This is a genomic window from Pseudomonadota bacterium (genome assembly GCA_016195085.1).
Taxonomy (GTDB): Bacteria; Pseudomonadota; Alphaproteobacteria; order SHVZ01; family SHVZ01; genus JACQAG01.
This window is the reverse complement of record JACQAG010000041.1, coordinates 22541-48107: the sequence shown is the minus strand read 5'-3', so window position 1 is coordinate 48107 and position 25567 is coordinate 22541. Positions and strand designations below refer to the sequence as shown.

Genomic DNA, 25567 nt, shown 5'->3' with positions numbered 1-25567 from the left:
AAGGTGGGGGAGGGTTAGGGAGGGGGCGTGCGGCGCCTACGAAACGCGCGGCTCCTACTTCAGCAGCGCCGCCATGATGCGCTCGCGGGAGAGCGGCATGTCGCGGATGCGGGTGCCGAGCGCATGGGCCACCGCATTGCCGATGGCGGCCGCGGTGGGTCCGACTGTGCATTCGCCGACGCCGAGCGCCGGATGCTCGGAGGCCTCCACCAGGTCGATGACGAGCTCAGGAACCTCGCTGAAGCGGAGGATCGGGTATGAGGCCCAGGAAATCGACGCAATGCCGCCCTCATCCAGGCGCACCTGCTCCTTCAAGGTCCAGCTCGCCGCCTGCAGGATGCCGCCTTCGAGCTGGTTCATGATTCCGTCGGGGTTGATCGCCAGGCCGGCATCGGCCGCACACCAGATGCGCTGGAGACGGACGCTCTCGTCCACCTCGACCTGGGCGATAACGGCGGCGTAGGCAGAGCGGTTCTTGTAGCGGGCGAAGCCGATGCCGAGACCGGCACCGCTGCCTCCCGGCCCGCGCCCGGCCCAATCGGCGCGCCTGGCCACGGTCTCGATGACGCGCCGGGCGCGCGGCTCCGACAGAATCGAAAGCCGATAGGCGACGGGGTCCTCGCCCAAGCGGAGCGCCAGCTCGTCGATGAAGCTTTCGATGGCGAAGATGTTGGGCAGGGCGCCGAGCCCGCACAGCGCCGAGGTGCGCACCGGCGGCCGCGACACCAGGTGATGGAGGATGCGGTGCCGGGGAATGTCGTAGAGCGGCACCGCATTGCGGGTGGCGCCGCCGCCGCTTGCCTCCGGCGGATCTTGCGGCACCGGCTCGGGGGGCGGATTGGGGAGCGCCTCGCTCGCCAAGAGATTGCCGCCGCCGGTGCCCGGGCGCTGGGTGTGGGTGCCGCTCCACAGCTCGGTCGTCCAGTCCTGCGGCCGGCCGCTCTCGTCGAGATCGGCCTTGAGCGTGATCAGCATGGCCGAGCCCAACGGCTCGAAGCCGAACTCGTCTTCGCGGCGCCATTGCAGGCGGATGCTGCGGTTCGGTACTGCCCGCGCGATGACAGCGGCATCGAGCGCCGCGTCGTCGGCGCCGTTATGGCCGTAGCAGCCCGCACCTTGGACGTGAAATGCCGAGACCGCATCCGGCGCCAGCCCGAGGGCGGCGGCAACGTTGCGCCGCAAGGGATGCATGCCCTGCCCATGCGACCAGATCGTCAGATGCCCGTCGCGGAACTCGGCCAAGGCGCAGGACGGCGCCAACGAGGCATGGGCGACATAGGGCCTGGAATATGTCGCTTCGAAGGGCCGGTTGGGCGGCGTCTCCGGCACCGGCGCCCCCACCAGCCGGTCGTTGGATATCTGGCTCTTGAGCCAGGCGGCCTCAGCCGATGCCGGATCCAGCCGGCGCGCATTCGACCACTCCGCATGCGCGGGTGCCGCCATCGCCGCCCTCTGCACAGTCGTCTCGTCCGGACCGAGGAAGGCCACGAACTCACCCAGGCGCAGAATGGTGAGCTCGCCGCCGGCAGCCCGGCAGATCGCGGCTTCGTCGAGCCTCGTTAGGCTGGCGCCGCGCGCGGGCTGTCGCAGCACCCGGGCGTGCAGCATGTCCGGGCGGACCATGTCGTGGATGAAGGCGCCGCCGGCGAGCTTCGCCGGCAGGTCGAGCCGCGGCAGGCTCGTGCCCACCAGGCGATAGGCGGCGACCGGCTTGGTGGCAGCCCTGCCGGTGATCTTGCTCTCAAGATCGACCTCGGGCGCGAAGCTCCAATAGTCGTGACCCGTGGGCGTTCCATTATGGAAGAAGCGGCCTTCGGCGACGGCGAGCTCGTCGCGTCCGCAGTTCAGCCGCTGCGCCAGGCGAGCGAGAACGCGCTGGCGCACCTCGGCGCAGACCAGCCTGACCGAAGCGCCAGAAACCTCAATGGATTGGCTGCCAGTGGTGTAGACCTCGTCCGGCCCTTCGGCGCCGTCGCCGGAGAGCACGCGGATGCGGTCAACCGGCACGTCCAGCTCCTCGGCCGCGATCTGGGCAATGGCGGTGACGATGCCTTGCCCCAGCTCCACCTTGCCGGTGGCGACCCTGACGGTGCGATCGGCGAGGAAGCGGATCCAGCGATCGAGCGCCGGATTTTCGATGAGGCTCGCCGGCAGGCTCGGCGCCGTCATCGGGCATGCCCGCGCAGGACGGAAGCGGCGCGCTCGACCGCACGGAGAATCCGCTGATGCGCCCCGCAGCGGCAGAGATGCCGGTCGAGGGCTTGGGCGATCTCGGTCCGGCTCGGGGCGGGATTGCGGTCGAGGAGCGCCTTGGCCGAGACCAGGATGCCCGAAAGGCAGTAGCCGCATTGGCCTGCCTGCTCGTCGAGGAAGGCCTGCTGCAAGGGGTGGGGCTTGGCCAGCGTGCCCAAGCCTTCGACGGTGGTGATGCGCTTGCCGGCGACGGAGCCCACCTCCCGGCTGCAAGCATGGACCGGTGCGCCGTCGACGAGCACCATGCAGCTCCCGCATTCCTCCAAGCCGCAGCCATAGCGCGCGCCCTTGAGATCCAGATGATTGCGGAGCACGTCCAACAGCGGCGCCGTCTCTGCCGCGCTCAACCGCCGTCTCTCTCCGTTGATGGTGAGCTCGATGTCCATGCGTCGAGAGAGCCGCGCCGGCTAGCCGTCCTTCTCCAGCTTGCGCAACCGCTTGACCGAGAGCTGCACGAAGCTCGCATATTCATAGACGGTGGTGTCCTCGTCCTCCCAGCAATTGTATTGCCGGCAGAGCGTGGGCCTGGCGGCATAAACGCTGCAGCGCCGACCGTCGGTGAGGAACTGGCAGGTCTTGTCCCAGGTCTTGATCAGCTTCGCCCTGTTCCGCATCTTCTTGACGATGTGCTTCTCCTCGAACTCCCGCTTGGTGAGGCCGAGGAATTTGGCCAGTCGCTGCGTGTCGCGCCGGCTCACTTCGACATAGCCCGCCATCTTGCAGCAGAGGCCCGGGCATTTTTGGCAGCTGAGTGGTGGTGTTTCCATCTGTGGCTTGTTCGGCTCGCTCCGTGATCCAGCCCAATCAGGCTGTGATGCTTATAACACAGGAGCGTGCGCGATGCGCCCACGCCTCGAGCGCGATGATGCGGAGCCCGTGCCGCTAGGGATCGACGGCCTTAGTATTAGCTGCCGCATACGACCTTCTTGCACCCGGCAACTTGGCGGCTCGTCGCCTTGGCGCCAGTCCTGCGAGCGAGGGAGCCCCCGTATCGTCGATTGTGATGGCGGTCACAGGAGCTGGCTTCCTTAGAAGGTATTTTCGGCTATCTTTCGGCAATGAGGATTGGGTGGAACTCCAACCCAATCAGGGCCGTGCCGGTCCAATGATCGAACGTTTGGGGGGACCTCATGCGGAAGGGCTTTGCTGCGTCGATCCTGATCGCCTTGGTGCTGGCGCTTGGCCACGTCTCAGCCAAGGCGGCGAGCTCCTGGCACGACCAGGGCACCACAGTCTCGACGGCCATCGACGGCCGCGCGACCAACGCAGCCGCCCAGAACACGATCTATTCCTGCTCCTTCAGCAAGGTCACCACCAGGACAACCCTGCCGTCCTGGGTCAACTCCTCGACCGGCACGCTCTCCTACGCGAGCAAGCCCGTGGTGAGCGGCACGGTAAGCTGGACCTCCTATTACAAGGCGGTCGTCTCCGGCGCGCAGCGCCTGCTCACGGGCAATGGCCTGCCCTCCCACACCACGGGCACGTTCCCGATCTCCTCATCCGACTCGGCCTACACCTACGACAAGAACCCCAACTCGATCGCCAGCGTCCGGCAATACTTCGCGCCGCCGGCCTCGCCCACCTACAGCTCGAGCCCGACCTGCGTCGGCATGGGTGCCATCGGCATCAGCACCAGCGGGGAGGTGTTCTACAACCCGCTCGACGCCGACGGATACGATCCGCTGATCGAGGAGATGTTCGACGCCTGCGAGGGCCATCCGGATTCCGCCGGACAAATCCACTACCATCACCTGTCGCCCTGCCTCACCGACAACGGCTCGGCCTCCCAGCATTCCACCCAGATTGGCTGGATCTTCGACGGCTACGGCATCTATGGCCCGTGGGGCAACAGCGGCGCCAAGGTCACCAACTCCGACCTCGACGTCTGCCACGGCCACACCCACAGCGTGACCGACAGCACCGGCACGACGAGCAGCGTCTATCATTATCACGCGAATGAAAGCTTCCCGTACCTCATCGGCTGCTATCGCGGCTCGACCAATGTGGCCACCGGCACCACGCTGTTGACCACGCCCAACACGGGGTTCTGGTACACATCTACGGCAAGCGGGCGCGGCTTCGGCATGGAGGTGCAAGGCTCCTCCATGTTTATCGGCATCTACACCTACGACTCGACCGGTGCCGACCTCTGGTACGTGGTGAGCTGCACCTTGACGACTACCACATGTACAGGTGATCTCACCGCCTATTCCGGCGGCACCACGCTCAGCAACATTGGCGTCGCCTCCACCAGCCCCACCTCGAGCTCGGTCGCCGGCACCTTCACGCTCACCGTGACCTCGAGCACGACGGCGACGGTGGCGATCACGCCGACGAGCGGCAGCGCCACCACTTACAGCCTGACGCGCTTCCCGATCTCGGGATCGACCGTGTCGTCGGCGCCGAGCTGGGCGCCGCAGACCGGCTGGTGGTGGTCGTCCAGCTATTCCGGCACCGGCTGGTTCATCGAGAACCAGGGTACCGTCACCTCCGGCGGCACCACCTATTCCAATTACTTCATGGTCGGCTACGCCTATGGCTCGACCTACACCTCTGGCCAGGGCAACTGGTACGCCAACACCTCCGGGCAGAACGTCCAGACCGGCAGCTCGACCTCTAGCTGGTCAGGCACGCTCTATGAATACGTCAACGGCCCGACCGTGACCGGTTCGTCCGGCTCGACCACGCTATACGCGACCAAGGGATCAGCGACGATCCAGTTCACCTCGTCGACTACGGCGACCCTGACCTTGCCCAACGGCAAGCAGATCGCGCTGACGCGGTTCACCTTCTTCTGAGGCCGGCCACCTCGCTCGCCGATCAGAATGCCACCGTCACCCTGCCAAACGGCAAGCAGATCTCCCTGCAGCGCTACACCATTCCGTAAGGTGCAGCAGATGGCGGCAGGAGCCCCCACCCCAACCCTCCCCCACGCTGCGCATGGGGGAGGGGGTCTGTCGGCGCGCCTCTAGCTCCCTCCCCCAGCATGGCTGGGGGAGGGTTAGGGTGGGGCCTTCGTCGGTTACCCGAACAGTGCCGCCGGATTCGCCGTGTAGCGCTTCAGCTTGCCTGGGGAGAGGGCGACGCCGAGGCCGGGCTCGTCCGGGATCGTGAGGTAGCCCTCGCGGTCGAGCTTGAACGGCTCCTCGGTGATTCCATCGAGATAGGGGCTGCCGCCGATGAACTCCACCAGATCGGTCTCGGGGAAGGCCGTCGCCATCTGCAGATCGGCAGCGAGCCCGAGCGCGGTGTTCCAGCCATGGCCGATATATTTGACGCCGAAATCGTAGGCCATCCAGGCGATGCGCCGCTGCTCGCTGATGCCGCCGACCTTGGTCACGTCGGGCTGCACGATGTCGAAGGCGCCGCGAACGAGCCACGGGATGAAGCTCTGGCGTCGGGTCAAGACCTCGCCGCCGGCGATCGGCACCGGGCTCTGGCGTCGGAGCTCGCAGAAATCATCGATGGCATCCGGCCTGAGCGCCTCCTCGAACCAGCCGATCTCGAATTCCTGCAGCATTTCGGCGGTGCGGAGCGCCCATTTCAGACCGTTCGGCCAATAGGCATCGCTGCCGCCGGGATCGACGAAGAGCTTCGCGGTCTCGCCGGCAGCATCGCGGGCCGCCTTGACGATGGCGCGATCGAGCTTCGGGTCGCCGCGGCGGCCGAACGGCCCCCAACCGATCTTGAAGGCGGTGAAACCCTTCTTGCGATATTCGCTGATGAGCTTGTGCATCCCCTTCGGCTCCTCCATGAGGAGCGAGCAATAGGGCTGCACCCGCTCCCGGTGGCGCCCACCCAGGAGCCGGCTGATCGAAAGCCCGGTGGCCTTGCCCAGAATGTCCCAGAGCGCGATGTCGATGCCGCTGATGACGTGGGTCAGCGTGCCGCCGCGGCCCATCCAGAAGGAATTCTGATTGAGCTTTTCGGTGACGCGTTCCGGCTGCAACGCGTCCTCGCCGAGAACGTGGCGCTCCAGCACCTTGAGCCCGGCGGCCACCAGCCGCCCATCGGTATAGACGCTGCCGAAGCCGGTGATGCCGGCGTCGGTGTGGACGGCGATCAGCGCGTGGATGGATTCCTCCGGCTTGATCTCCGCCGACCAGCCGCCTTTCGGGGTATCGCCGATCAGGGGTACGGAACGGATGGCCCTGATCTTGATCGGCCCGAGCGGCGGGTGGGCGGCCGAGTGCTTCGTCAAAGGCGCGGCCTTGCTCATGGGTGTCTCTTCCCTGGCTTGGATCTTGTGGGGCCTTAGATCTTGTGGGCTTCGAGCGTGGCGGGATGGAACAGCTCTTCGATGGTCACGCGCCGGGGCGAGAGGCCCTGGGCGTGGTGGTGCTTGAGGAAGGCATCGAGCACCACGCGGTTGCGCGGCACGCCGTAGGACCAAAAATCTTTGCCCATCAGCTCACGTGCGCGGCGGAGCTGCTCTTCGACGAAGGGCAAGGTGACCTTGGTGGCCGAGGTGTCGGTCAGATGCGAAAGCGCGGTGAGCTTCGCCTGCTCGAAGGCCTTGAGGAGCGCTGCCGGGAGCCAGGGGTGCCGCTCGGCCAACTGCCGACGCACGCCCAGGACATGCATGATCGGGAAGATGCCGGTGCGCCGATAATAGTCGGTGGCCGTCGCCGTCGGATCGGGAAAGAGCCAGCCCACTTCAGGATGGCCGCGCTCGAAGCAGGAAGGCGCCCGGGGGGCGACGATGCCGTCGATCTCGCCGGCCTCCAGCATGCCCGAAAGCGTCTTGCCGGATGGCGCCGACTCGATCCGGATGTGCGGCGGGAGCGTGATCTGGATCTTCTCCTCGCGGCCGGGCTGCTCGAGGCCGCCCCTGACCCAGTGGATCTCCGAGGCCTTCACCCCGTACTCCTCCTCGAGCAGCGCGCGCGCCCACACGCAGGCGGTCAGCTGGTATTCGGGCGTGCCGATGCGCTTGCCGCGAAGATCGGCGGGAGCGTCGATGCCGCGGTCCTTGCGCACGCAAATGGCGGTGTGGCGGAAGGCGCGCGACGGGAAGGCGGGAATGCCGATATAGGGATTGTCCCCGCGCGCGGTCCTGACGGTGAACGAGCTCAGCGACAGCTCCGAGATGTCGAACTCGGCATGGCGAAAGGCGCGAAAGAAGATCTCTTCCGGCGTCAAGGTCATGAACACGGGATCGACGCCGTCGATCTGCACCCGGCCGTCGACGAGCGGGCGCGTCCTGTCGTAGTCGCCGACGGCGACGGAGAGGTTGAGTTTCGCCATGGCCTGAATGCTTCCTTGGAAGGGACCGACTGCGAAGGTTAGATCAGCCAGACTGAGAATATTCTGTACATTGCCGGCAAGTCTCGCTCGACTATAGGGGTCCCGGACCCTCGCAAGGCGAAACAATGCCCGACCGGCCAGACACCGAGCCGCTAAGAGCCGGCAGACCCGCACCCGGCTCTGCGTCCCCCGCGGTCGCCGCGGTCGCCCCCGGGCTGGTCGAGGATCTGGTCGCGGCGAACCATATCCTCTTTCGCCAAGGCGTCGTCGACGGATTCGGCCATGTGAGCGTGCGCCACGACCGGGACCGCGAGCGCTTCCTCTTGGCGCGCAGCATGGCGCCGGCCCTGGTGAGCGAGACCGACATCATGGAATTCGGTTTGGACGGCGAGGCGATCGGCTCCGAGAGCCGCACCGCCTATCTCGAGCGGTTCATCCACAGCGAGATCTATCGGCTGCGGCCGGACGTGGTCGCGGTGGTGCATAGCCATTCGCCGGCGGTCATCCCCTTCGGCATCGTGAGCGGCGTGCCCTTGCGCCCTGTCTGCCACATGTGCGGCTTCCTCGGGACCGGCACTCCCATCTTCGAGATCCGCGAGGCGGCGGGGCCGGCGAGCGACATGCTGATCCGCAACCGAGCGCTCGGCGCCGCGCTTGCCCGATCCCTCGGTTCCCATGCCGCCGTCTTGATGCGCGGCCATGGCTCGACCGTGGTCGGCGGCAGCCTGAGACAAGCGGTGTTCCGCGCGGTCTACACCGAAATGAACGCCAAGTTGCAGGGCGAGGCGCTCCGGCTGGGACCGGTCACCTACCTCAACGCGGAGGAGGCGGCCGCGGCGGCTGCCGCCAATGACGGCCAGATCAATCGCGCCTGGGAGCTGTGGAGGCGCCAGGCAACGAGCGGCTGAGTGAGGCCCACGAACGAAGAGCTGCAACAGGGAGAACGACGATGAAGGTCCCGATGAGTCTACGCCTGGCATTTCCGGTTCTTTGCGCCGGTGCGGCGCTGCTGCTGTCCCCGGCGGACTTGCGCGCCGCCGATCCATTCGAAATCACCGCCATCTTGCCCTTGACCGGCGGCGCCTCCTTCCTCGGCAAATCCGAGCAGCTCTCCATGCAGCTCGTGGAGAAGGTGGTGAACGATGGCGGCGGCATTCAAGGCCGGCCGCTCAAGCTCGTCTTCCAGGACGATCAGTCGAGCCCGCAGACCGCCGTCCAGCTCGCCAACCAGGCGATCGCCAAGCGCCCGCCGGTGGTCATCGGCTCCTCCTTGGTGGCGATGTGCAACGCCATGGCGCCCTTGATGCAGAACGGCCCGGTCCAATACTGCCTCTCTCCCGGCGTGCATCCGAATGACGGCAGCTACATGTTCACCTCCAGCGTCTCCACTCACGATCTCGCCCGTGCCCTCATCCGCTATTTCCGCATGCGCGGCTGGACCAAGATCGCGATCATGACCAGCACGGATGCGAGCGGACAGGATGCCGAAAAGGGCATCGAGATCGCCTCCAAGCTGGAGGAGAACCGCGCCGTGCAGCTCGTTACCCGCGAGCATTTCAATCCCGGCGACGTGTCGGTTTCGGCGCAGATCGAGAACGTCAAGGCAGCCCAGCCCCAAGCCTTCATCGCCTGGAGCACCGGCGCGCCGATCGCCACCATCTTCAAGGGCATCGTCCAGGCCGGGCTCGAGGTGCCGGTCGGAACCACCGACGGCAACATGACCCATGCGCAGATGACCCAATACGCCGCCTTCCTGCCGAAGCAGCTCTTTATTCCGGCGGCGAAGTGGGTGACCCACGGCTCCACCGTCAAGCGCTCGCCAGGCGAGATCGCCGCGCAGGAAAAATTCGATGCCGCCTTCAACGGCGCCAACACCAAGCCGGACGTCGCCTCGGCCCATGGTTGGGATCCGACCATGATCATCGTGGACGCCTTGCGCAAGGTCGGCCCGACGGCAACCGCGGTGCAGCTTCGCGACCATCTCCTGCACCTCAAGGGTTATGCCGGGATCAACGGCGTCTATGATTTCGAGCGCGTGGCGCAGCGCGGGCTCGACGTCGAGGACGCGGTGGTGACCCTCTGGGATCCGGCGAAGCAGAACTGGATCCCCGTGAGCGAGCCCGCCGGCGCGCCCTTGCAGAAGTGAGGCGCTCACTCCGGCTCTCCTGTCTTCCCCCCTCTCCCACCGGGAGAGGGCTGGGGTGAGGGGAAGCATCACTCGCAGACAGGGTGCAGCCGGACATGCCTCCCCTCACCCCGACCCTCTCCCGAAGGGAGAGGGTGCAAGAGATAGCGGCCCACGATGACCTACCTCGCGCAGATCGTCATCGGCGGACTGGTGCAGGGCAGCGTGTTCGCGGTGATCGCCCTGGGATTGTCGCTGGTCTTCCGGGTGACCGGCATCATCAATCTGGCCCAGGGCGGCTTCTGCATTTTGGGCGCGCTCTTCCTCTATTCCTTCGAGGAGAGCTTCGGCTGGCCGGCGCCGCTGGCGGTGCTGGCCGCGGTGGCGGGCACGACCATCGTCGGGCTTGCCATCGGGGCTGCCACCTTCGTTCCGGCGCTGGCGCGGCTCCCGAACAGCAGCATGCTCATGCTGACCGCGGGGCTGCTGACCGCCATCGAAGGGGCCGTCATGCTGGTCTGGGGGAGCCAGCCCTATGCGGTGCCGCCCTTCTCGGGCGAAGCGCCGGTGGCGCTCTTGGGCGTGCGCATTCCCTCCCAAGGGCTGTGGATTGCCGGGATCTCGGGGCTGATCATCCTTGCCGCCTGGTATCTCATCGCACGCACCGCAACCGGCAAGGCGCTCATCGCCTGCGCCGAGAATCCTCTGGCCGCACGCCTCGTCGGCGTCGATGTGCGAGGGCTTACCCTGCTCAGCTTCGCCTTGACGGCGTTCATCGGCGGCTTGGGCGGCAGCGCCGTGGCGCCGATCATGTCCTTGCAGTTCGACAGCGGCCGGTTCTTCACCAATGCCGGCTTTATCGCCGTCGCCATCGGCGGCATGAGCTCGTTTCCCGGTGCCATCGCCGGCGGCCTCTTCCTCGGCGTGGCCGAGCAGCTCGCCGCCGGCTATGTCTCCTCGCTGTTTGCCAACGCGCTTGCCTTGGGCCTCCTCCTCGTCGTCCTCCTGTGGCGGCCCCAGGGCTTGTTCATGCCGTCGGTCGCCCGCCGCCACGATGTGCGCGAGGAAGCCCGCGTGCACCGGGCGATCGTCCGCTTCCGCGGGCTGGGAGCGGCGCTGACGGGCCTCAGCGTGGTGCTGGCGCTGGTGCTCTTTCCCATCGTGGTCGAGGATGGCGGATTGTTGAGCTCGCTCACCATCACGCTCATCCTCTTCGTCGCCGTTATCGGCCTCGACGTGCTCATGGGCTATGCCGGGCAGGTGAGCCTCGGCCAATCCGGCTTCATGGCGATCGGCGGCTATACGGCTGCGATCCTGGCGACCACCTACGGCGTTCCGCCGCTTCTCGGCATTGCCGCCGGCATCCTCCTCTCGCTCGCCGCGGCACTCCTGCTGTCGGTGGTGACCATGCGGCTCCGCGGCGCTTATCTGGCGTTGGCCACGCTCACCTTCGGTCTCCTCATCGACTCGCTCACCGTCGGCTTGACCGATTTGACCGGCGGGCCCTCCGGCCTCGTCGGCATTCCCGCCTTCGCCGTGGGTCCGTTCGACTTCGGCTCGCCCTTGGCGATGTACTACCTGGTGCTCGCCATCGTCGTCGCGCTCGTCGTGACACTCACCGGCACCATGCGCTCGGGCTTCGGGCGGGCGCTCCAGGCGCTCCGGGCCGACCAGACCGCCGCCGCGGCCCTCGGCATCGACGTGCCCCGCCACAAGATCGCCGCCTTCGCCGTCGGCGCGGCACTCGCCTCGCTCTCCGGCAGCCTCTATGCGTTCGACTTCCATTTCCTGTCGCCGGAAATGGTGAGCACGCCCCGCTCCTTCGAGATGATCGCCATGCTGGTGCTGGGCGGCGAGGCGACCCTGGTCGGCGGGTTCGCCGGTGCGGCCTTGATCACGCTGCTCCCGACCTTGTTCCAGCCGCTCGCCCTCTACAAGACCTTGGCCGAAGGCGCCATCCTGGTGCTCGCCTTCCAATATCTGCCGTCCGGACTCATCGGCGGCTTGGCAGCGCTGGTCGCCTCCCGCCGAAAGCGGCCGCTCGCCTTGGCCCAGCCGCAAATCCGGGAAGAGACGCCGTGAGCGCGCCGGCACTCGAGGCGAAGGGGATCGCCAAAGCCTTCGGCGGTGTTGCCGCCGTCGATGGCGTGTCGTTCACCGTGCCCGACGGCAGCCTGGTGGCGCTGATTGGACCGAACGGGGCAGGTAAGACCACGCTGTTCAACCTCGCGACCAATCTCTTCCACCTCGATGCCGGCGAGATCCGTCTCTATGGAACACCGCTGGCAGGCCTCAGCCCCAACGCGATCGCGAATCTTGGCCTGCTCCGAACCTTTCAGACCGCGCGCGTTTTCCCGGGCATGACCGCGCTCGAGAACGTGCTGGTCGGCGCGCATCGCCATGTCCAAGCTCATCCCTTGCGGCAGATGCTCTGGCTCGGCGCCGGGGAGGAGGGGCGGCTGATGGCGCGCGCCCGGGATCTCCTCGAGCTGGTGGGGCTCTGGGAATTCGCCGACATCGCCGCAACCAGCCTGCCCATGGGCGCGCAAAAGCTGGTGGAGGTCTGCCGCGCGCTGATGGCCGGGCCCCGCCTCCTGCTGCTGGACGAGCCGGCGGCCGGGCTCAATGACGGCGAGACCGCCGAGCTCGCCACCTTGCTCAGGGCCATCCGCGACAGCGGCATCACCATCTTGGTGGTCGAGCACAACATGTCGCTGGTGATGGATGTCGCCGATGAGATCATGGTGCTGGATCTGGGCCGACTCATCGCCCATGGCCCGCCCAGGGTGATCCAACGCGACAAACGGGTGATCGAGGCCTATCTCGGCCAGGACGCGGGTGTCGCCTGATGCTGGAGATCCGCACCCTCGAGGCCGGCTATGGCGAGGCCTCAGTGCTCCGGGGCATCGACCTTACGGTCGAGGCGGGCGAGATCGTGGCCTTGATCGGCGCCAATGGCGCCGGCAAGACCACGCTCGCGAAAACCATCGCCGGAATCGTTCCGGCGCGCACCGGCGAGATCCGGTTTCAAGGCACCAGGATCGAGCGGTTGACGGCGCGCCGGCGGGTCATGCTCGGCATCTCGCAGGTGCCGGAAGGACGGCAGATCGTGGCCGGCCTCACCGTCCGGGAAAATCTGGAGCTCGGCGCCTATACGGCGCGCCGTCGCCTGGGCGCTGCCGGCATGGAGGACCGCATGCAGCAGGTCTGCCGGCTGTTTCCGGTTCTCCTTGAGCGGCTGGGAGAGGCGGCGGGCAATCTCTCCGGCGGCCAGCAGCAGATGCTGGCGATCGCCCGGGCCTTGATGATCGAGCCCAGCCTCTTGGTCTTGGATGAGCCGTCGCTCGGTCTCTCGCCGACTCTGGTCAGCGAGATCTTCCGCTTGATCGAACGGCTCCGCGGGCAAGGATTGGCGATCCTGCTGTCCGAGCAAAACGCCCGGATGAGCCTCGCCATCGCCGACCGCGCCTATGTCATCGAGCAAGGGCGGATCGCGCTCGCCGGCCGCGGCCGGGAGCTGCTCGGCCGCGCCGACATCGCCGAGCGCTATCTCGGCGTCGGCCAGTCCGTGGGGCGTGACCGTCGCTCCGAAGAGCGCCGCGCCCAGCTCAAAGCCGGCCTCGCGCGGATATTGCCGGAGCGAGTGGCCCCCACCCCGACCCTCCCCCGCCTTCGGCGAGGGAGGGAGTAAGAGGGGTGGCCACTCTCATACCCCCTCCCCCATGCGAAGCGTGGGGGAGGGTCGGGGTGGGGGCCGACGCGAGCGGCCACGTCGCATCATTCCAGAAACTCCGGTGTATTGTGGCGCCATGCCAACCAAGCTCAATCCGAAGCGGCTCGAGCGTTATTGCCTGTCGATGCCGGGGGCGACGCAGTCCATCCAGTGGGGCGATGCGCGCGTGCTCAAGGTCGGCGGCAAGATGTTCGCCGTGTTCCGCCCGCCCGGCGCGGAGCCGACGTCGCTCTCCTTCAAATGCGACGATCTCGGCTTCCAGCTCTTGACCGAGCTCGGCGGCTTCCGCCCCGCACCCTATCTCGCGCGCGCCAAATGGGTGAACGCGACCGACAGCGTGCCGCTCTCAGCAGACGAGCTCGAGGCTTATCTCAAGCGCGCCTACGAGACGGTCCTCGCCAAGCTGCCGAAGAAGACACGGGCGGCGATGGGACAGGCCTGAGCCAACAGCCCCACCCCCTCCCCCGCCCTCCCCCGTCAAAGGGGAGGGAGAAGGAGGCTCTGCCCTCGTACCCCCTCCCGGAGTCCACCCCCGGGAGGGTTGGGGGGGTGTTCGCTAGCTGCCGATGTCGCCGCTCATCACCGGGCCGAACAGTTCCCAGCGCTCGCCGTTGAAGCGCTGCATCTGCATCTGCTTGATCGGATAGAAGTCGGTCGGCGCGGTGTTGATCTTGATGCCCGGGAGGAGCATGCCGAGCTCGAGGTTCTTCAGGCTGGCGGCCTGCTTCATGACGTTCTCGCGGGTGAGCGTGTCGCCCGACTGCTTCAGGACCTGCACCAGGGTCTGCGCCACCGTATAGCCATAGGCGGTGAAGCTCGAGGTGCGGTCGCCGTCGGGGTAGTATTTTTCCATGAACGCCGACCACGCCTTGAAGGCGGCATCGTCCTTCCAGGTGGGATCGGTCGGATCCTTGAGATAGCCCGTGCTGAGCACGCCGGTGGAGGCGTCCAGCCCTGCCGGCTTCAACACCGAGCCGACCGAGTTCGACACGTTGTTGAGGAGATGCACCGGCTTCCAGCCGATCTCGAAGGCCTTGCGGATCGCCTGGGCGGCGAATTTCGGCGTCGTCACATTGAAGAAGATGTCGGCGCCCGAGGCCTTCAGATTGACGATCTGCGAGTCGACGGTGGGATCGGCGACCTCGTAGGGCAGCTCGGAGACGATCATCGAGGCCTTGGCGCCGAGCCCATCCTTCAAGCCCTTCACGTAGTCCTTACCGTAGTCGTCGTTCTGGTAGAGGATGCCGATCTTGCCGCCGGGGTGCTTCTCCAGGACGTATTTGGCGTAGATGCGGCCTTCGCTCTGGTAGTTCGGCTGCCAGCCCATCGTCCACGGATATTCCTTGTACTCCCCCCAGACGGTAGCGCCGGTGGCGACGAAGAGCTGCGGCACCTTCTTCTGGTTCATGTATTTGTGGATGGCGGTGTTGGACGGCGTGCCCAAGGTCTGGAACAGCAAGAGCACCTCGTCGCTTTCCACCAGCTTGCGCACCTGCTCGACCGTCTTGGGCGGACTGTAACCGTCGTCATAGGTGACGAAGGTGAGCTTGCGGCCGTTGACGCCGCCCTCGGCATTGACCTTCTTGAAGTAGGCCTCGATGGTCTTGCCGATGGTCCCATAGGCCGAGGCCGGGCCGCTATAGGGGTTGGTGTTGCCGACCTTGATCTCGGTGTCGCTGGCGCCGGGATCGTATTTTTTCTGCGCCAGGGCCGGGCCTCCGGCGAGCGCCGCGCCGGCGATGACCGCCGCCGCGACGAAGAGAGCACGTCTTGTCTGCATCATTTCCTCCCATTGTTACGAACGCGACGACAGCCCTCGTAAAAACCGTCGAGCGAGGAGCCGGACGAGCCCCGCCGCCCCTTTCGGCATGATGTAGATGACCAGGATCAGGATGACGCCATAGACCGCCCAAGCCAATCCCTTGGAGATCGCCTCGGCGATGTTGGGCACGAACAGCACGAACAAGCCGCCGATGAGCGCGCCCGGGATCGAGCCGACGCCGCCGACCACCAAGCCGACGAGAAAGCTCACGGCGAGGAAGAAGGTGAAGCTGTCGGGGGCCACGAACTGGATGACGATGGCACCCAAGGCACCGGCGACACCGGTGTAGAGCGCGCTCACCGCGAAGGCCAGCGACTTGTAGACCGCGGTGTTGATGCCCATCGCCGCGGCGGCCAGCGGATTGTCGCGGATCGCCATCAAGGCCCGTCCCGTGCGGCTCGCCACCAGATTGCGCGCGGCCCAGAACATCACGAGGACGACCGCCAAGGTGAAGTAGTAGAGCCACTGGTCCTGGCTCAAGGGCAGGCCGAAGGGCGCATCCGGCTTCTGGATGACGATGCCCTGCACGCCGCCGGTCCAGCGCTCGATCAAAGAGAGCTTGAAGAGCTGCGGCGTGGCCACGGCCAGCGCGAAGGTGGCGAGCGCCAGATAGAGCCCCTCCAGCCTGAGCGCCGGCAGCCCGAAGAGAAAGCCGGCAACGAAGCAGATGATGCCGGCCGCCGGCAAGGTCAGCAAATAGGAGGCATCGAAGCGATCCATCATGATCGCCGCGGTGTAGGCGCCGATCGCGTAGAAGGCGCTGTGCCCCAGCGAGAACTGCCCGTTGATCCCGGTCAGGAGATTGAGGCCGAGGATGGCGATGGCGTAGACCATGACCAGGGTCAGCTGGAAGACCGTGAAGTTCTTGACTAAGAGCGGCAGCGCCGCGGCCACGAGAATGGCGCCGATGAGGGCGAAGCGCTGCCAGGCCTCGAGGGAAAGCCCGAGGGACGGCATCGGCGCCGCCGTAATTCCTTCGGGGATGTCGTGACGCACCGGCGCCCTCAAACGCGACTGACGGCGGCGCGGCCAAAGAGGCCGGCCGGCCGCAGCATGAGCACGCAAACGATGAGCACGAGCGCGATCGTGAGCTTCAATTCGCGGCCGACCACGGGCACGAAGGTGCCAGCAAGGTTCTCGGTCACGCCCACGGCGAAGCCGCCGAAGACCGCACCGCCGGGACTGTTCAAGCCGCCGACCACCGCACCGGCCAAGCCGTAGAGCAGGATGCTCAGCATCATGTTGGGCTCGAGGAAGACGATGGGCGCGATCATCATGCCGGCGACCGCGCCGATTGCCGATGCCATGCCCCAGCCCAGCGCCACCATCCATCCCACACGGATGCCGACCAGCCTGGCGGAGTCGGGATTGGCGGCCGCGGCCCGCATGGCAAGGCCCAAGCGCGTGTAGCGGAAATGCAGGTAGAGCAGCGCCAGAAGCAGCAAGGTCACCCCGATCATGCCGAGGTCATGGGCGCTGATCAGCCGGTTGCCGAGGATCGGCTCGGCCGGGAATGGGCTCGGAAATGACTTGATCGTGTAGTCCCAGATGAAGCCGGCAAGGCTGTTGAGAATGGAAAAGAGCGCGATGAAGACCACGATCTGGCTCAGGATCGGTGCCGTGCGGATGGGCTTGAACAAGGCCCGCTCGATCAAGGCGCCGCCGATGAAGGAGATGACGACGGTAGCGGTGAAGGCCAGCCAATAGGGAAATCCCCATTGCATGAGCTGCCAGGCGATGTATGTGGAGAACATCGCCATCTCGCCCTGGGCGAAATTGAAGTGGTCGATCGCCTGGTAGATCATCACCACCGCCAGCGCCATGCAGGCATAGATGCCGCCGGTGGCGATGCCCGCCAGAAGCTGATGCAGAAACAGCTCCAAGATCGTCTCCTCGCTCAGTAGCCGAGATAGGCGCGGCGCACGCCCTCATCGGCGCCGATCTGGGCGGCCGAGCCGGCCATGACGATCCGCCCGGTCTCGATCAGATAAGCCCATTCGGCCAGCTCGAGGGCGAGCGCGGCATTCTGCTCGACCAGGAGCACGCTGACGCGGTCGGCCTTGTTGATGGTCTTCAGGATCTGGAAGACCTCGGCCACCAGGAGCGGCGCCAAACCGAAGGACGGCTCGTCCAAGAGCATGATGCGCGGGCGCAGCATGAGCGCGCGGCCGATCGCCAGCATCTGCTGCTCGCCGCCCGACAGCGTGCCGGCCTGCTGATGGCGGCGCTCCTTCAGGCGCGGGAAATGCCCATAGACCCGCTCGATGTCCTCGGCGACGCCGCGGTCCCGCCGGATCATGGCGCCGAGCCGCAAGTTTTCCTCGACCGTGAGCCTGACGAAGGTGCCGCGGCCCTCCGGCACATGGGCGATGCCGAGGCGCACGATGTCCTCGATCGCCGTCCCGGCGATGGCAGCGCCGCCATAGAGAATCTCGCCTTCGGTCTTGACCATGCCGGAGATGGCGCGCAGCACCGTGGTCTTGCCGGCGCCATTAGCGCCCAGGAGCGCGGTGATGCCGCCCTCCTCCAGGTCGAGGTCGAGGCCGTGCAGCGCCTGGGTCTGGCCATAGAAGGCGTTGAGCCCGCGGATGGCCAGGAGCGCGCTCACCCGGAAGCCGTGCCCAGATAGGCCTGGATGACGAGCGGGTCCTGCTGCACCGACTCGGGCGGACCCTCGGCGATCTTGCGCCCGAAATCGAGAGCCACGACCCGATCGGAGATCGACATGACCAGGCCCATATGGTGCTCGACCAAGAGCACCGTGGTCCGGCGGTCGTCGCGGATCTGGCGGATGAGGCGGCCGAGATCCGCGACCTCCTCGTGGTTGAGGCCGCCCGCCGGCTCGTCCAGCAACAGGAGCTTCGGCCGGCTGGCGAGCGCGCGGGCGAGCTCGATGCGCTTCAAGGTGCCGTAGGGAAGGCCGGAGACCGGCCGGCCCGCCAGCGGACCGAGGCCGAGATAGTCGATGAGCTCCAGCGCCTCCAGCCTCAGCGCCGCCTCATCGCCGCGGGCGCCGGGAAGACGCAAGGCATCGCCGATGAGCCGGAAGCGGCCGCCCGCATGGCCGCCGACCAGCACGTTGTCGAGGACCGAGAGGCCGCCGAACAGCGCCAGGTTCTGGAAGGTGCGGCCGAGGCCGATCTCGGCCATGCGGTGGCGAGGCCGACCGAGGATGGAGACGCCCTCGAACAGGATATCTCCGGCGCTGGGACGGTAGAGACGGGAAAGGCAGTTGAACAGCGTGGTCTTGCCGGCGCCGTTCGGCCCGATGAGACCGAGGATCTCGCCGGGCAAGAGCTCGAAGGAGACGCCATCCAAAGCGACGATGCCGCCGAAGCGGAGCGCAACGTCGCGCACGCTCAGCAACGGCCGAGCGGTCCCTGGCTCCCCGACCGACTGAGACGGTTCCGCCTTAGCGCGACGGACCGCACCTCCCACAAATCCGAGCAAGACCATTCCTCCCAGACGAACGCATCGTTCTTGATTCCTCAGCGATGGCCGAGCTGCGCTTCGACATTGCGTACGAGATTGACGAGCCGCGGACCGATGTCGCCCTCCAGCTGCTCGCGCGACAGCTGGAAGGCCGGGGCGCCGCAATTGAAGGCGACGATGGGCGAGCCATCGGCCGGCACCAGCGGCACGCCGACGGCGTTGACGTCGGCCTGCCATTCGCCGATCGAGGTGGTGAAACCGCGCCGCCGCAAATCCTCGACCGCTTGCTCGATGCCGGCACGGATTGCCGGCCAGCGCTCACCCTCGTGACGCTGGATATGGTCCATGAGCCAGCTCCGCTCGCCTTCCGGCAGAGCGGCGAGAAGCGCCCGCCCCATCGCCGTGGTCGCGATCGGGATTCGCGCCCCGGCATCCAGGCGCAGCGTCAGCGCGGAGTTGCTGCGGCAGTATTCGACATAGATGAGCCGCAGCCGATCTCGGCTGCCTAGCGCCACCGAGGCGTCGGCATAGTCGGCAAGCTGCTGCATATGCGGACGCGCGACCTGGCGGATGCCGAGGTTCGACAGCACCGCGTAGCCGAGAGCCAGCGCCGGGGCGCCGAGCTGGTATTTGCCCAGCCGCTCCGAATAGGTGAGATAGCCGAGCTTGGTCAGCGTGTAGGTCAGGCGCGAGACGGTCGGCTTCGGCAGCCCGGTGTAGCGGGCGATCTCCTGATTGCCGAGGAGCGCATGATTGGGGGCAAAAGCCCTGAGGATCTCGAGGCCGCGGGCGAGCGCCTCGACGAATTGCCGGTCGCGCCTGGTGGCTCCGGCGGTGTCGTTGTCGGCCCGTGCGCGGGCGATCCACACCGCCCCGTCATCGCTCATGCGCGCCCTATCCTCGCCGCCCTGTTGTAGGATTTACAGCCAGGCGCTCACACCATACCATCGGCGCCGGACTTGCAAAACTCAGTTTCGCACCGTGAAATTAACCGACGGAGTGCCCCATGGACCTTCGCTTCACGCCGGACGAGCTGGCCTTCCGCGACGAGGTCCGGAGCTTCTTCAAGAGCTCGGTTCCCGGGCAGATCCGCCAGAAAATCATCGAGGGGAGATCGCTCGCCAAGGACGACATCGTGCAGTGGCAGCGCATCCTCAACGCCAAAGGATGGGCGGTGACCCACTGGCCGGTGGAGTGGGGCGGCACCGGATGGACGCCGGTGCAGCACTACATCTTCCAGGACGAGATGTACCAGGCGCCGGCGCCCGCACCGCTGCCCTTTGGGGCCAACATGGTGGGCCCGGTCATCATCGCCTTCGGCAATGAGGCGCAGAAAGCGCGCTATCTGCCGCGCATCCGCAATCTCGAGGATTGGTGGTGCCAGGGCTTCTCCGAGCCCGGCGCCGGCTCCGATCTGGCCTCGCTCAGGACCAGTGCCCGGCGCGAGGGGGCGGAGTATGTGGTCAACGGCCAGAAGATCTGGACCACGCTCGCCCAGCACGCCGACTGGATCTTCTGCCTGGTGCGCACCGATCAGAACGCCAAGAAGCAGGAAGGCATCTCCTTCCTCCTCATCGACATGAAGACCAAGGGCATCACCGTGTGCCCGATCGTCACCATCGATGGCGGAAATGAGGTGAACGAGGTGTTCTTCGACGAGGTCAGGGTGCCGGTCGAGAACCTGGTGGGTGCGGAGAACAAGGGCTGGGACTACGCGAAATTCCTCTTGGGCAATGAGCGCGTCGGCATCGCCCGCGTCGGCCTGTCGAAGGAGCGCATCCGCCGCCTGAAGCACCTTGCCGGCCTGGAGCGCGACGGCGACCGGCGCCTCATCGACGATCCGCGCTTCCGCGAGAAGGTTGCCCAGGTCGAGGTCGAGCTGAAGGCGCTCGAGATGACCCAGCTCCGGGTGGTCGCCGCCGAGCGCCATCGCCGGGACAAGAAGCCCGACCCCGCCTCCTCCATCCTCAAGATCAAGGGCTCGGAGATCCAGCAGTCGGTGACCGAGCTCCTGCTTGAGGTGGTCGGCCCCTACGGGCTGCCGAGCCAGGCCGACGCCGAGCCCGGCTGGAACGAGCCGCCCATCGGCCCGGATTGGGCCGGGCCGATCGCGCCCACCTATTTCAACTGGCGCAAAGTGTCGATCTATGGCGGCTCGAACGAGATTCAGAAGAACATCATCGCCAAGGCGATATTGGGCCTTTGAGTGCTATCACCTTGAACGGCGGAACCGCCTCCCCTCACCCTAACCCTCTCCCCATGGGAGAGGGGACATGACGCGAATTGGCAATACGCACTTCTTATCTTGCCCCCTCTCCCATGGGGAGAGGGACGGGGTGAGGGGCGCCGCCTGCCAAGTTGCGTAGACTGAAAGCAGACGGCGCATGGATTTCGATCTGAGCGAGGAGCAGCTTCTCCTGAAGGAAACCGTCGAGCGTCTGATCGCCGATCATTACGGCTTTCAGCAGCGCCGTCGCTACGCCGAGGAGGCCAAGGGCTGGAGCCAGGACCTATGGGCGCGCTATGCCGAGCTGGGTCTCTTGGGACTCCCCTTCGCCGAGCGGGATGGCGGAATCGGCGGCGGGCCGATCGAGACCATGATCGTCATGGAGGCCCTCGGCCGGGCGCTGGCGCTGGAGCCCTATCTGGCGACGGTGGTGCTCGCGGGCGGGCTCATCCGCCATGGCGGCAATGACCGCCAGCGCGCCGCACTGGTGCCGGCGATCGCCCAGGGCACGCTCGTGCTCGCCTTCGCCCATGGCGAGCGCCACGCCCGCTATGAGCTGGCCCATGTCGAGACCAAGGCGAGAAAAGACGGAACCCACTGGGTGCTGGATGGCGAGAAGAGCCTGGTGCTGCATGGCGATACCGCCGATCGCCTCCTGGTGACGGCCCGGATCTCTGGAGCACCCCGAGACCGCCGGGGCATCGGCCTGTTTCTCCTCGATGCCAACGCCGCCGGCCTCGTACGCCGGGTTTACGCCACCGTCGATGGGTTGCGCGCGGCCGAGATCCAGCTCGCCGGCGTCAACGTGTCCGGCGATGACGTGCTGGGAGAGCCCGGAGCCGCCTTTCCCCTGGTCGAGCGCGTCGTCGACGAGGCGATGGCGGCTCTCGCCGCCGAGGCGGTGGGCGCCATGGCGGCCTTGCACGAACTCACCCTCGACTATCTCAAGACCAGGCGCCAATTCGGCGCCGCGATCGGCAGCTTTCAGGTTCTTCAGCACCGCGCGGTCGACATGCTGATGGCGCTCGAGCAGGCCCGCAGCATGGCGATGTTCGCGACCATGATGGCCAGCGAAGCCGATGCCGTCGAACGTGGCAAGGCGATGGCTGCGGCCAAGGTGCAGATCGGCCGCTCCGCGAAGCTCATCGGCCAACAGGCGATCCAGCTCCATGGCGGCATCGGCATGACCATGGAGTACAGCGCCGGCCACTATTTCAAGCGGCTGACCATGATCGACACGCTCTTCGGCACCGCCGATCACCACTTGGCCCGGCTGGCGGAAGCCGGCGGCCTCATCGAATCCTGACCATCAGCCCTGGAGGAGACCCATGCCCGAAATCTATGTTCACGCCATCGAGGGGCGCAGCATCGAGCAGAAGCGCGGATTGGTGAAGGACATCACCGACGCCGTGGTGCGGCACTTCTCAGTGAAGCCGGAAGCGGTGATGGTGCAGATCATCGAATCGCCACGCAGCCTGAAGGCCAAGGGCGGCGTGCTCTTCAGCGACCAGCCGCCGGTAAAGCCGTAGGGCCGTCTCACGGCGTCTGCGGCTCGAGGCCGGGGGGCTCGCGGTAGCGGCGGTCTTCCCAATCCGGCACCAGGGTCGCGGCGCGTTTCAGATCCGCCTCCGACATCTCCTCCTCGATTGTGTAGAGCACGCCGGCAACCCGGTTGATCATCTGATCGTTGCCGTAGAGGCCGGCGGTGGCGAACCAGCGATAGGCTTCGATGCGGTCGGCGGCCACACCCGTGCCTTTCAGATACATGGATCCGAGATTGAAGGCACCGGCGGGATTGTTCTGCTGCGCGGCCCGGCGGAACCATTCGAAGGCTGCCTTCGGGTCGCGGGCCACGCCATTGCCGTAGAGGAGAAAGGTGCCGAGCGCGTTTTGCGCCTCGGCATGGCCCGCCGCGGCGGCTTTGCGGTGGAGGTCGAGTGCCCGCTTCAGGTCGCGGGACTGGCCCAACCCCTGCTCGGCCGCCAGCGCCAAGGCATAGAGCGCATGCGGCTCGTTTCTCTCGGCGGCCTTGCCGAGCCAGGCAAGACCGGCCTCGATGTCGGCCTTGCCGATATCCCCAAAGAGCAGCATCGAGCCGAGATTGGCCTCGGCCAGGAGATGCCCATGGCCGGCGGCACGTTCGAACCAGGCCCGCGCGGCCGCCGGGTCCGCCGGGCGGCCGAGGCCGCGATAGTGGACGACGCCGCAATCATATTCGCCGGTGACGAAGCCCTGCTCCGCCGCGAGGCAGAACCATTTGCCGGCATCGGGCAGCATGCCGTCCTTGTAGGCGATGGCGCCGAGGTAATAGGCCGCCTCGGCGTCGCCGGCCTTTGCGGCCTCCAGGAACGGCTGATAAGCCGCCATGAGGTCGCCCTTGCGATAAGCCTCGATGGCGCCTTTGAGATCGGCGGCGGTCGCGGGCGCAGCCGCGAACAGGATGGCGAGGACGACAACCAAGGCGATCATGGCGTGGGATTATAGCCGGGGTGAGCGACGATGCTCATCGAAGGTGGCGGTTCAGGCCGATTCTTCGAGCCGGTCGTAGCCCATGAGCTTGTAGAGAATGAGCGAGACGGCCAAGCTCACGGCGAAGATGGCGATCACCAGGTAGCCCAGCATGCCGAAATTCTCGTTGAGCGCGGCGACGAGCTCCCAGAAGGCGCCGCTCAGCTCGAGATTGCTGGCGATGAGACCGAGGGCTTCGACGCCGCCGATGACCAGGGCCACCACCACCGAGACGAAGGTGATGGTGAGATTGTAGTAGAGCTTGCGGATCGGCTTGACCAAAGCCCAGCCATAGACACCCAGCATCAGCAAATTGTCGGTGGCGTCGACCAAGGACATGCCGGCGGTGAACAAGGCGGGAAAGATCAGGATCGACCAGATCGGCAGCCCTTTGGCCGCCTCCGCCGCCGAGATGCCGAGAAGCCCGATTTCGCTCGCGGTGTCGAAGCCGAGTCCGAAGAGAATGCCCAGGGGATACATGTGCCAGCTCCGGGAGACGAGGCGGAACATCGGGCGAAACAGCCTGGCCATGAGTCCGCGCCCGGCCAAGAGCCCGTCGAGATCGTCATCGACGGCTGGGCCGCCTTGCCTGGCGCGCCGAAAGCTCCGGTAGACGGCGTTCAAGATGAAGATGTTGGCGATCGCGATCGCGAACAGGAAGAGGGCCGACACGCTGGTGCCGATGATGCCGCCGATCTCGCGAAAGAGCTGAAACCGGCTTTCGAGCGAGCTTGCCGCCAGCGCGATGGCGGCCGAGGCCAGCACCACCACGCTCGAATGACCGAGCGAGAAGAAGAAACCGACGGCGACAGGGCGCTCGCCCTCTTGCATGAGCTTGCGCGTAACATTGTCGATGGCGGCGATGTGGTCGGCATCGACCGCGTGGCGGAGGCCGAAGCTGTAGGCGAGAAGTGCGGTGCCGAGGAGCACGGGATAGGCATCGAAGGCGATGAGCGCCCAGGCCCAGACCGCGAGATTGGCGCCGATGAGGACGACGTAGAGGGCCACGATCCTGTTGCGAGGCCTGAAAGCCTTAGTGGCAGCAGCGTTCTCGATCACATCGGACATGAAGCCTCGTGGGGAATCCCTGAGCCTTGCCAGGTTGCCGGCGGAAGCTAGGGCGGGCGCCGTTCCCGCGTCAATCGTCGCGCCGATGGTTCGTGCTCTGCCCATTCATTCCACGCCCTCTTCACGACCTCGCCGGCTCGGCGGTCGCCTCAATTCTTGAGCATGGCTTCCTTGAGCAGGGCTACGTTGTGGCGGAACATCTTGACGTAGGTGTCCGCCGGGCCGCCCGGCTTCGAAAGCGCATCGGAGTAGAGCGTGCCGCCGAGCACCGCGCCGGACTCGCGGCCTATCTGCTCGATAAGCCGGGTGTCGGTCATGTTCTCGATGAACACGGCCTTCACCTTGTCGCGCCGGATCTGTCGTATGAGCTTCGCCACATCGGCCGCCGACGGCTCGGATTCCGTCGAGACGCCGACCGGCGCCAGCAAGGTCACGCCATAGGCGGCACCGAGATAGCCGAAGGCATCGTGGGAGGTGATGATCCGGCGCTTCGGCTGCGGCACCGAAGCGAACTCCGCCCTGACCCAACCATCGAGCCGGGCCAGCTCCTGGTCGTAGGCGTGCTCGCGGGCGCGATAGGCTTCGGCATTGGCGGGGTCGGCCTCGATCAGCGCGGCGGCGATGGTGGCGACATAGCGCCGACCTAGACTCAGATCCTGCCAGCAATGGGGATCGTCGAACCGGGCTGCCTTGCCGCCGGCCGATGCGTCGTCGGCTTCCATCTTGCGCGCCTTGATGCCCGCGCTGGCGACGGCGAGCCTCCCCTTGTAGCCGGAAGCCTTGATGAATCGGTCGATCCATCCCTCGAGGCCGAGCCCGTTGATAACGACGAGCTTCGCCGCGGCGATGGCGCGGGAATCGGTGGGAGTGGGCTCGTAGATATGGGCATCGCCGTCGGGCGGCACCAGCGAGACGACCTCCAGGCGTTCACCGCCGATATTGCGCACGATGTCGGCAAGCACGCTCATGCTGGCGACGACCTTTATTGGCGGGCCGGCTTGCGCGTGGACCGGCGCCGCCCAGCCGAGGATGACGGCCGAGAGGATGGCGAGCACGGTTGTGGTGGCTTTCATGGACAGGCCTGGAAAGGTCGAATGGAGGAAATGTTATAATATTACATTTACTCTATCCGCCTCGCCGCTCTGGGGTCAA

General features: G+C 66.4%; 24 protein-coding genes. 10 read left to right on the top strand and 14 right to left on the bottom strand.

Annotated features, from left to right (window positions below; all coding sequences use genetic code 11):
- Positions 1–54: 54 nt before the first annotated feature.
- From HY058_12805 to HY058_12795, 3 genes are read right to left on the bottom strand one after another with little or no spacing between them, the layout of a single operon-like run.
- On the bottom strand, positions 55–2169 hold the full coding sequence (locus tag HY058_12805) for a xanthine dehydrogenase family protein molybdopterin-binding subunit (GenBank protein MBI3498178.1): 2115 nt from the start codon (positions 2167–2169) through the stop codon (positions 55–57).
- Positions 2166–2639 (bottom strand): (2Fe-2S)-binding protein, encoded by a 474-nt coding sequence (locus tag HY058_12800; GenBank protein ID MBI3498177.1) that lies wholly within the window; start codon positions 2637–2639, stop codon positions 2166–2168. Before HY058_12800 ends, HY058_12805 begins: the two co-directional genes overlap by 4 nt.
- Before the next feature lie 21 nt (positions 2640–2660).
- Positions 2661–3020 (bottom strand): YkgJ family cysteine cluster protein, encoded by a 360-nt coding sequence (locus HY058_12795; protein MBI3498176.1) that lies wholly within the window; start codon positions 3018–3020, stop codon positions 2661–2663.
- 363 nt (positions 3021–3383) lie between these two features.
- Here HY058_12795 and HY058_12790 point away from each other — a divergent pair, with 363 nt between their 5' ends.
- Positions 3384–5051, top strand: coding sequence for a YHYH protein (locus HY058_12790; GenBank protein MBI3498175.1), 1668 nt, complete (start codon positions 3384–3386; stop codon positions 5049–5051).
- A gap of 224 nt (positions 5052–5275) precedes the next feature.
- Here HY058_12790 and HY058_12785 read toward each other — a convergent pair whose 3' ends face one another.
- Positions 5276–6472, bottom strand: coding sequence for a mandelate racemase/muconate lactonizing enzyme family protein (locus HY058_12785; protein MBI3498174.1), 1197 nt, complete (start codon positions 6470–6472; stop codon positions 5276–5278).
- A 35-nt stretch (positions 6473–6507) separates the two neighbouring features.
- Positions 6508–7500 (bottom strand): ABC transporter substrate-binding protein, encoded by a 993-nt coding sequence (locus tag HY058_12780; protein MBI3498173.1) that lies wholly within the window; start codon positions 7498–7500, stop codon positions 6508–6510.
- A gap of 125 nt (positions 7501–7625) precedes the next feature.
- Between HY058_12780 and HY058_12775 the strand changes: the two genes are divergently transcribed.
- The 6 genes from HY058_12775 to HY058_12750 all read left to right on the top strand — a co-directional run bounded on the left by HY058_12775 (position 7626) and on the right by HY058_12750 (position 13800).
- The gene (locus tag HY058_12775; protein ID MBI3498172.1) at positions 7626–8408 is read left to right on the top strand and encodes a class II aldolase/adducin family protein; all 783 of its coding nucleotides are present in this window, start codon (positions 7626–7628) and stop codon (positions 8406–8408) included.
- A 41-nt stretch (positions 8409–8449) separates the two neighbouring features.
- A complete protein-coding gene (locus tag HY058_12770; GenBank protein MBI3498171.1) occupies positions 8450–9646 on the top strand; it encodes an ABC transporter substrate-binding protein in 1197 nt (398 codons plus the stop codon).
- Positions 9647–9802: 156 nt separating this feature from the next.
- On the top strand, positions 9803–11707 hold the full coding sequence (locus HY058_12765) for an ABC transporter permease (protein ID MBI3498170.1): 1905 nt from the start codon (positions 9803–9805) through the stop codon (positions 11705–11707).
- A complete protein-coding gene (locus tag HY058_12760; protein MBI3498169.1) occupies positions 11704–12474 on the top strand; it encodes an ABC transporter ATP-binding protein in 771 nt (256 codons plus the stop codon). Before HY058_12765 ends, HY058_12760 begins: the two co-directional genes overlap by 4 nt.
- Positions 12474–13316: an ABC transporter ATP-binding protein gene (locus tag HY058_12755; protein ID MBI3498168.1), complete on the top strand. Its 843-nt coding sequence runs from the start codon at positions 12474–12476 to the stop codon at positions 13314–13316. The genes HY058_12760 and HY058_12755 overlap by 1 nt, the downstream gene beginning before the upstream one ends.
- A 166-nt stretch (positions 13317–13482) precedes the next feature.
- Entirely contained in the window at positions 13483–13800 is a 318-nt protein-coding gene (locus tag HY058_12750; protein MBI3498167.1) for an MmcQ/YjbR family DNA-binding protein, read from the top strand.
- A 114-nt stretch (positions 13801–13914) separates the two neighbouring features.
- On the opposite strand, the gene HY058_12745 is transcribed toward HY058_12750, so the two are convergent.
- From HY058_12745 to HY058_12720, 6 genes are read right to left on the bottom strand one after another with little or no spacing between them, the layout of a single operon-like run.
- Entirely contained in the window at positions 13915–15141 is a 1227-nt protein-coding gene (locus HY058_12745) for an ABC transporter substrate-binding protein (protein MBI3498166.1), read from the bottom strand.
- 12 nt (positions 15142–15153) lie between these two features.
- Positions 15154–16137 (bottom strand): branched-chain amino acid ABC transporter permease, encoded by a 984-nt coding sequence (locus tag HY058_12740; GenBank protein ID MBI3498165.1) that lies wholly within the window; start codon positions 16135–16137, stop codon positions 15154–15156.
- 47 nt (positions 16138–16184) lie between these two features.
- Positions 16185–17063: a branched-chain amino acid ABC transporter permease gene (locus HY058_12735; GenBank protein MBI3498164.1), complete on the bottom strand. Its 879-nt coding sequence runs from the start codon at positions 17061–17063 to the stop codon at positions 16185–16187.
- A gap of 14 nt (positions 17064–17077) precedes the next feature.
- Positions 17078–17788: an ABC transporter ATP-binding protein gene (locus tag HY058_12730; protein MBI3498163.1), complete on the bottom strand. Its 711-nt coding sequence runs from the start codon at positions 17786–17788 to the stop codon at positions 17078–17080.
- On the bottom strand, positions 17785–18636 hold the full coding sequence (locus HY058_12725) for an ABC transporter ATP-binding protein (protein ID MBI3498162.1): 852 nt from the start codon (positions 18634–18636) through the stop codon (positions 17785–17787). The genes HY058_12730 and HY058_12725 overlap by 4 nt, the downstream gene beginning before the upstream one ends.
- A 32-nt stretch (positions 18637–18668) precedes the next feature.
- Complete coding sequence (locus tag HY058_12720) at positions 18669–19499, bottom strand: IclR family transcriptional regulator (GenBank protein ID MBI3498161.1); 831 nt, start codon at positions 19497–19499, stop codon at positions 18669–18671.
- 119 nt (positions 19500–19618) lie between these two features.
- On the opposite strand from HY058_12720, the gene pimC reads away from it, so the two are divergent.
- The 3 genes from pimC to HY058_12705 all read left to right on the top strand — a co-directional run bounded on the left by pimC (position 19619) and on the right by HY058_12705 (position 22368).
- The gene (pimC, locus tag HY058_12715; protein MBI3498160.1) at positions 19619–20818 is read left to right on the top strand and encodes a pimeloyl-CoA dehydrogenase large subunit; all 1200 of its coding nucleotides are present in this window, start codon (positions 19619–19621) and stop codon (positions 20816–20818) included.
- Positions 20819–20996: 178 nt separating this feature from the next.
- Positions 20997–22145, top strand: a complete 1149-nt coding sequence (locus HY058_12710; protein MBI3498159.1) for an acyl-CoA dehydrogenase family protein — start codon at positions 20997–20999, stop codon at positions 22143–22145.
- 22 nt (positions 22146–22167) lie between these two features.
- On the top strand, positions 22168–22368 hold the full coding sequence (locus HY058_12705; protein MBI3498158.1) for a tautomerase family protein: 201 nt from the start codon (positions 22168–22170) through the stop codon (positions 22366–22368).
- 7 nt (positions 22369–22375) lie between these two features.
- On the opposite strand, the gene HY058_12700 is transcribed toward HY058_12705, so the two are convergent.
- The 3 genes from HY058_12700 to HY058_12690 all read right to left on the bottom strand — a co-directional run bounded on the left by HY058_12700 (position 22376) and on the right by HY058_12690 (position 25488).
- A complete protein-coding gene (locus tag HY058_12700) occupies positions 22376–23308 on the bottom strand; it encodes a sel1 repeat family protein (protein ID MBI3498157.1) in 933 nt (310 codons plus the stop codon).
- A gap of 51 nt (positions 23309–23359) precedes the next feature.
- On the bottom strand, positions 23360–24415 hold the full coding sequence (locus HY058_12695) for a HoxN/HupN/NixA family nickel/cobalt transporter (protein MBI3498156.1): 1056 nt from the start codon (positions 24413–24415) through the stop codon (positions 23360–23362).
- A 149-nt stretch (positions 24416–24564) separates the two neighbouring features.
- Positions 24565–25488 carry a metal ABC transporter substrate-binding protein gene (locus HY058_12690; protein ID MBI3498155.1) on the bottom strand — a complete coding sequence of 308 codons (924 nt, stop codon included), beginning with the start codon at positions 25486–25488 and terminating at the stop codon, positions 24565–24567.
- Positions 25489–25567: the final 79 nt, after the last annotated feature.

What these genes read in the sequence shown, in the direction of transcription:
- HY058_12720 (MBI3498161.1), bottom strand. Translation starts at nt 19,499, where the DNA reads ATGAGCGATGACGGGGCGGTGTGGATCGCCCGCGCACGGGCCGACAAC.
- HY058_12780 (MBI3498173.1), bottom strand. Translation starts at nt 7,500, where the DNA reads ATGGCGAAACTCAACCTCTCCGTCGCCGTCGGCGACTACGACAGGACG.
- HY058_12740 (MBI3498165.1), bottom strand. Translation starts at nt 16,137, where the DNA reads ATGCCGTCCCTCGGGCTTTCCCTCGAGGCCTGGCAGCGCTTCGCCCTC.
- HY058_12705 (MBI3498158.1), top strand. Translation starts at nt 22,168, where the DNA reads ATGCCCGAAATCTATGTTCACGCCATCGAGGGGCGCAGCATCGAGCAG.
- HY058_12755 (MBI3498168.1), top strand. Translation starts at nt 12,474, where the DNA reads ATGCTGGAGATCCGCACCCTCGAGGCCGGCTATGGCGAGGCCTCAGTG.
- HY058_12750 (MBI3498167.1), top strand. Translation starts at nt 13,483, where the DNA reads ATGCCGGGGGCGACGCAGTCCATCCAGTGGGGCGATGCGCGCGTGCTC.
- HY058_12745 (MBI3498166.1), bottom strand. Translation starts at nt 15,141, where the DNA reads ATGATGCAGACAAGACGTGCTCTCTTCGTCGCGGCGGCGGTCATCGCC.
- HY058_12775 (MBI3498172.1), top strand. Translation starts at nt 7,626, where the DNA reads ATGCCCGACCGGCCAGACACCGAGCCGCTAAGAGCCGGCAGACCCGCA.
- HY058_12695 (MBI3498156.1), bottom strand. Translation starts at nt 24,415, where the DNA reads ATGTCCGATGTGATCGAGAACGCTGCTGCCACTAAGGCTTTCAGGCCT.
- HY058_12700 (MBI3498157.1), bottom strand. Translation starts at nt 23,308, where the DNA reads ATGATCGCCTTGGTTGTCGTCCTCGCCATCCTGTTCGCGGCTGCGCCC.
- HY058_12790 (MBI3498175.1), top strand. Translation starts at nt 3,384, where the DNA reads ATGCGGAAGGGCTTTGCTGCGTCGATCCTGATCGCCTTGGTGCTGGCG.
- HY058_12690 (MBI3498155.1), bottom strand. Translation starts at nt 25,488, where the DNA reads ATGAAAGCCACCACAACCGTGCTCGCCATCCTCTCGGCCGTCATCCTC.
- HY058_12800 (MBI3498177.1), bottom strand. Translation starts at nt 2,639, where the DNA reads ATGGACATCGAGCTCACCATCAACGGAGAGAGACGGCGGTTGAGCGCG.
- pimC (MBI3498160.1), top strand. Translation starts at nt 19,619, where the DNA reads ATGGACCTTCGCTTCACGCCGGACGAGCTGGCCTTCCGCGACGAGGTC.
- HY058_12770 (MBI3498171.1), top strand. Translation starts at nt 8,450, where the DNA reads ATGAAGGTCCCGATGAGTCTACGCCTGGCATTTCCGGTTCTTTGCGCC.
- HY058_12795 (MBI3498176.1), bottom strand. Translation starts at nt 3,020, where the DNA reads ATGGAAACACCACCACTCAGCTGCCAAAAATGCCCGGGCCTCTGCTGC.
- HY058_12710 (MBI3498159.1), top strand. Translation starts at nt 20,997, where the DNA reads ATGGATTTCGATCTGAGCGAGGAGCAGCTTCTCCTGAAGGAAACCGTC.
- HY058_12785 (MBI3498174.1), bottom strand. Translation starts at nt 6,472, where the DNA reads ATGAGCAAGGCCGCGCCTTTGACGAAGCACTCGGCCGCCCACCCGCCG.
- HY058_12725 (MBI3498162.1), bottom strand. Translation starts at nt 18,636, where the DNA reads ATGGTCTTGCTCGGATTTGTGGGAGGTGCGGTCCGTCGCGCTAAGGCG.
- HY058_12765 (MBI3498170.1), top strand. Translation starts at nt 9,803, where the DNA reads ATGACCTACCTCGCGCAGATCGTCATCGGCGGACTGGTGCAGGGCAGC.
- HY058_12805 (MBI3498178.1), bottom strand. Translation starts at nt 2,169, where the DNA reads ATGACGGCGCCGAGCCTGCCGGCGAGCCTCATCGAAAATCCGGCGCTC.